Genomic DNA, 5,044 nt, shown 5'->3' with positions numbered 1-5,044 from the left:
CTGGGCCCTTTTTTGAAGAAAAGAGAATGCCGCCACGACCACCAGGGCCGTCTCGGTGCCGAGCTGCGGGGGCGTGAACGTGGCCAGGACGCTGTTGTCGTCGGCGTTGCGGATCGTGGCCGTGGGCTCGACGCCCTGGAAGGTCTGGCCCGCGGCGTCCGGGCTGGCGGTGATGACGATCTTCTCGATGCCCGGGGGTACCGCGGAGGTGTCGACCGTGATCGCGTCGGGAGCCGCGCCGCCGCCGGAGCGGTAGGTCACGCCGGGTCCGCTCGGCTGGTTGTAGAAGATGAAGTCGTCGTCGGAGCGCACCTTGCCGTCGGCGGTGAGCAGCAGGCCCGATACGTCGAGCCGCACCGGAGCGGCCACGTCCACCGTCACGCGGGCGGCGGACAGGGGGATGTTCGAGCCAGGCGTCATAGCTGTCATGCCGGGTGAACGAGCGGACCCGCTTTACTGTTCCCTTACCCGAAGGCCAATCGAGCAGGGCGTTTCCGGGTCAGTACGGCCAGATCGGCGGATCGCTGACGAAGTGGCCGCCCAGGCAGGCCTGCGCGATGTTCGCCGGGTCCAGCTCGCCCTGCTCGGCGATCAGCTTCTCGGCGTACGGCTCGGAGTCGTCCTGCGGCTCGTAGCCGAGCGCCCGCGCGCTCGACAGGTCCCACCACAGGCGCGTGTTGGCGGAGGAGCCGTAGACCACCGTGTGGCCGACGTGCTCGGCGGTCAGGGCCGCGTGGAAGAGACGGGCGCCGTCGGCGGGGCTCATCCAGACCGACAGCATGCGCACGCTGGTGGGTTCCGGGAAGCAGGAGCCGATGCGTACCGAGACGGTCTCCAGACCGTGCTTGTCCCAGTACAGCTGTGCCAGGTCCTCGCCGAAGGACTTGGACAGACCGTAGAAGGTGTCAGGGCGGCGCGGGGTGTCCAGCGGGATCAGCGGATCGTCCCCGCGGGGGGCGGGGGTGAAGCCGACGGCGTGGTTGGAGGAGGCGAAGACGATGCGTCCGACGCCCTCCTCGCGGGCGGCCTCGTACAGGTTGTAGGTCCCCTCGATGTTCGCCCTGAGGATCTTCTCGAAGGGGGCTTCCAGGGAGATGCCCGCGAGGTGGACGATGGCGTCGACGCCCCGGACGGCCTCCCGCAGGGCCTCCCGGTCGGCGAGGTCCGCCGTGATCGCGTCCGGCTCGCCCTCGACGGGGAGCAGGTCGAACAGCCGGAGCGTGTGGCCGTGGGCAGGCAGCAGCTCGCGCATCAGGGTGCCGACCGTGCCGGCGGCGCCGGTGAGCAGAACGGTGCGGGGAGCGGGCATCCTCGGGTCTCCTTGGGTCCGCCGCCTGGACAGGTGGCCGCATGTGTGGACTGCATTCACATTCGTGGACACGCTAGGGATCGTTGGCGCGTCCCGTCAAGTGTGGCGCGGAGCTGGTGGATCCACCTCCGTGTTGCGGATATGCGTGCTTGACCGGTCCTGATGGGGTTCCTTAGGGTGCGAGTGTTCAGAAATGTAGACATGAATCAGAAGCGTGAGCGTGGATCGGAAGCGTGAGCGCCTGTCCCAGGGAGAGCCCGTGACACCAGCCCCCCTCGCCGCCCGGCTCGGCGTCCCCAGCGGGCCGCTGTTCTTCCCCGTCACCCCCTACGGTCCCGACGGCTCCGTCGACCTCGACGTCTTTCGCGCGCATGTGCGTCGCGGAGTCGAGGCCGGTGCCGCCGCCGTCTTCGCCTGCTGCGGCACCGGGGAGTTCCACGCCCTGACGCCCGAGGAGTTCTCGGCCTGCGTGCGGGCGGCCGTGGAGGCGGTGGAAGGACGCGTACCGGTGGTCGCGGGCGCCGGGTACGGCACCGCCCTGGCCGTCCGGTACGCGCGGCTCGCGCAGGAGGCCGGCGCGGACGGACTGCTGGCCATGCCGCCGTACCTGGTGATCGCCGGACAGGAGGGCCTGCTGCGGCACTACCGCGAGCTGGCCGCCGCCACCGACCTGCCGGTCGTCGTCTACCAGCGCGACAACGCCGTGTTCACCCCGGAGACCGTGGTCGCGCTGGCCCGTACCGAGGGCATCATCGGCCTCAAGGACGGCCTCGGCGACCTGGACCTGATGCAGCGCATCGTGAGCGCCGTACGGACCGAGGCGCCCGGCGACTTCCTGTACTTCAACGGGCTGCCGACCGCCGAGCAGACCCAGCTCGCCTACCGCGCCCTCGGCATCACCCTCTACTCCTCCGCCGTCTTCTGCTTCGCCCCCGAGATCGCGCTCGCCTTCCACCGGGCGCTGAACTCGGGCGACGACGACCTGGCGAACCGCCTCCTGGACGGCTTCTACCGCCCCTTCGTCGAACTGCGCGCCCAGGGCCGCGGCTACGCCGTCTCCCTGGTCAAGGCCGGCGTACGGCTGCGAGGGCTCGACGTGGGGGAGGTGCGGCCGCCGCTGCACGAGCCGGCCGAGGACCACGTCAAGCAGCTCGCCCAGGTGATCGAGCGCGGCTACGCGCTGCTGGAGGAGGAGCGGTGACCGCGTCGGCGTTCCTCTACCCCTGGGACGTCAACGGCGATCCCGCGGCGCCCGGGCGCGTCGCCGGGCTCGGCGTCCGGCAGGTCACCCTCGCCTCCGCCTACCACTCCACCCGCGCCCTGACCCCGCGCCACCCCCGGCACCGCGTCGTCACCGCCGAGCACGCCGCCGTGCTCTACCCCCTCGGCGACCGCTGGGCGGACCGCGCCCTGCGTCCCTTCCCGGCCGGGGACTGGGCCCCCGGCGACGCCTGGGGCGAGGCCGCCGACGCGCTCGCGGACGCCGGCCTGGAGGTGCACACCTGGGTGGTCCTCGCCCACAGCTCCCGCCTGGGCGCCGAACACCCGGACACCTCCGTCGTCAACGCCTACGGCGACCGCTACCCGTGGGCGCCGTGCATCGCGCAGCCCGCCACGCGCGCCTACCTCGTCGACCTGGCGGCCGAGGCCGCCGTACGCCCCGGGGCGCGCGGCACCGAGCTGGAGTCCCTGGGCTGGTACGGGCTGCCCCATCTGCACGCCCACGACAAGACCGGCGGGGTCGGCCTCGGGGAGGCCGGGCAGTACCTGATGGCCCTGTGCTTCTGCCCCGCCTGCCGGGCCGGGTACGAGCGGCGGGACCTGGACCCGGACGCGCTGGCGGCTGCCGTCCGTGACGCCCTGGAGCCGCTGTGGCGGGGCCGGGCCGAGGACGACGGAGGCTGGGCGGAGGTCGTGAAGCTGCTCGGCGAGACGTACGCGACCGCCACGCGCGCGTGGCGCGACGCCACCGCCCGCACGCTCCAGGAGGCCGCGGTCGCCGCCGTCCGCGCGGCCGCGCCCGACGGCTTCCAGGTGCTGGTGCACGCGGACCCGGTCTCGTACCACTGCGGCGCGAACGCGGGCGTCGACCCCGCGCACATCCTCTCCGTCGCGGACGGAGTGGTCGTGCCCTGCACGGGCGGTCCCGGCCTGCTGGCGCCCTTCGCCGAGCAGGGGCGGCGGGCGGCGGTCGTCGCCGCCAACCTCACCGTGGTCTCCGGGATGGGCGGCAGCCCGCACACCCTGGCGGCCGACGCGGCACGGGCGCGGGAGCTGGGCGCCACCGAACTGCGCCTCTACCACGCGGGCCTGGCCTCGGACGCGGACCTGACAGCGGTACGCCGGGCGCTCGCCGGAGGCTGAGCCGAGGGGGCGTCCCGGGACGGCCGGGCGGTCCCGGGACGGAGGGCCCGACCCGGGACGGACGGTCCGACCCGGCACGTGGTGCCGGAGGGCACGCACCCCGCCGCCACCGGTGCCACAGGGCCGGCCCGCGCCGGCGGCCCCGTGTTCCGTACGGGACGTGAGCGGGCCGCCGTCCAGGTCGTTGTCGCGCCCGGTGTCGGCGTGGTGCCGCGGGGCCGGGTGCGCCTCGGGCGGATGCTCCGCGAGCGGGGCGGCCCGCCGCGGGGCCGCCCCGCTCGCCCGGGCGCGTCGTACCCGGGAGACCGATGAGTTCCGGGGGTGGTGCCGGTCCATCCCTTCAGGCACATCACACTCTCAAGGAGCACTCCATGACCGACACCGACACCGGTACCGGCACCGGCGCGGACGTCGCGGCCTTCGACCTCGGACCGCAGGCCCGGATCGTGGCGGCCCTGGCGGCGGGCGTGCGCGACGAGCAGCTAGCGGACGGCACGCCGTGCCCGGACTGCGCCGTACGCACCATGCTGGGGCACGTGTCCGGCCTGTCCGTCGCCTTCCGCGACGCCGCGCGCAAGGACTTCGGCCCCACCACCGACACCGCCCCGGACCCGGCCGCGGCCGACATCGGCCCCGACTGGCGCGTACGACTGCCCGAGGTGCTCGACGAACTCGCCGAGGCCTGGCGCGACCCCGCCGCCTGGACCGGCATGACCCGCGCGGGCAGCGTGGACCTGCCCGCCGCGGTCGCCGCGGCCGTCGTCGCCGACGAACTGGTCGTGCACGGCTGGGACCTGGCGCGGGCGACCGGCCAGGAGTACGAGCCCGACCCGGCCGCGCTCCGGGCGTCGTACGACTTCCTCGCCGCCGTGGCCGACGACCCGCAGCGCGTCGGCGGCGCCTTCGGGCCGGTCGTCCGGGTCCCGGACGGCGCCCCGCTGCTCGACCGGGTGGTGGGACTGAGCGGACGGGACCCGGGCTGGAAGCCGTGACCGACCCCGAAAACCGGAAGCCGTGACCGACCCCGACACCGGAGGCCGTGACCGACTCCGAAAACCGACAGCCGTGACAGACCACGAAAAAGGGAGCGTCCGGGCGCCCGGAAACGTACTCTCCCGTCCATGCCCCTGAGCCTCACCGTCCTCGGCACCGCCTCCCCGCACCCGCAGCCCGGCCACCCCTGCTCCGGCCATCTGCTGCGCGGCGGCGGCGCCGAGGTCTGGGTCGACGCCGGTCCGGGAACCTTCGCGGAGTTGCAGCGGCACACCGATCCGGCGCGTCTCACGGCGATCTGGATCTCTCATCTGCACGCGGATCACAGCGCGGATCTGCTGTCCGCCGTCTACGCCTTCGCCTTCGGCGGGCTCACCC

6 protein-coding genes are annotated in these 5,044 nt (G+C 73.7%); 4 read left to right on the top strand and 2 right to left on the bottom strand.

The genetic code is table 11. From position 1 onward, the window contains the following. Positions 1-429, bottom strand: a 429-nt coding sequence (locus FNH09_RS44495) for a TerD family protein (protein WP_202919886.1), incomplete at its 3' end; no start/stop codon positions are given. A gap of 70 nt (positions 430-499) precedes the next feature. Next, complete coding sequence (locus FNH09_RS44490; protein ID WP_152895565.1) at positions 500-1,309, bottom strand: NAD-dependent epimerase/dehydratase family protein; 810 nt, start codon at positions 1,307-1,309, stop codon at positions 500-502. Between the two features lie 259 nt (positions 1,310-1,568). On the opposite strand from FNH09_RS44490, the gene FNH09_RS44485 reads away from it, so the two are divergent. The 4 genes from FNH09_RS44485 to FNH09_RS44470 form a co-directional block, all read left to right on the top strand. Further along, complete coding sequence (locus tag FNH09_RS44485; RefSeq protein ID WP_162470041.1) at positions 1,569-2,510, top strand: 5-dehydro-4-deoxyglucarate dehydratase; 942 nt, start codon at positions 1,569-1,571, stop codon at positions 2,508-2,510. Beyond that, positions 2,507-3,673, top strand: coding sequence for a hypothetical protein (locus FNH09_RS44480; RefSeq protein WP_162470040.1), 1,167 nt, complete (start codon positions 2,507-2,509; stop codon positions 3,671-3,673). Before FNH09_RS44485 ends, FNH09_RS44480 begins: the two co-directional genes overlap by 4 nt. A 371-nt stretch (positions 3,674-4,044) precedes the next feature. Next, the gene (locus FNH09_RS44475; RefSeq protein ID WP_152895564.1) at positions 4,045-4,665 is read left to right on the top strand and encodes a TIGR03086 family metal-binding protein; all 621 of its coding nucleotides are present in this window, start codon (positions 4,045-4,047) and stop codon (positions 4,663-4,665) included. Between the two features lie 129 nt (positions 4,666-4,794). Beyond that, positions 4,795-5,044: MBL fold metallo-hydrolase (locus FNH09_RS44470; RefSeq protein ID WP_152895563.1), on the top strand; the 250-nt coding region annotated here is incomplete at its 3' end.

It is taken from the genome of Streptomyces adustus (assembly GCF_009377175.1).
In the GTDB taxonomy this organism is placed as follows: domain Bacteria; phylum Actinomycetota; class Actinomycetes; order Streptomycetales; family Streptomycetaceae; genus Streptomyces; species Streptomyces adustus.
This window is presented reverse-complemented; position numbering and strand designations above follow the sequence as displayed.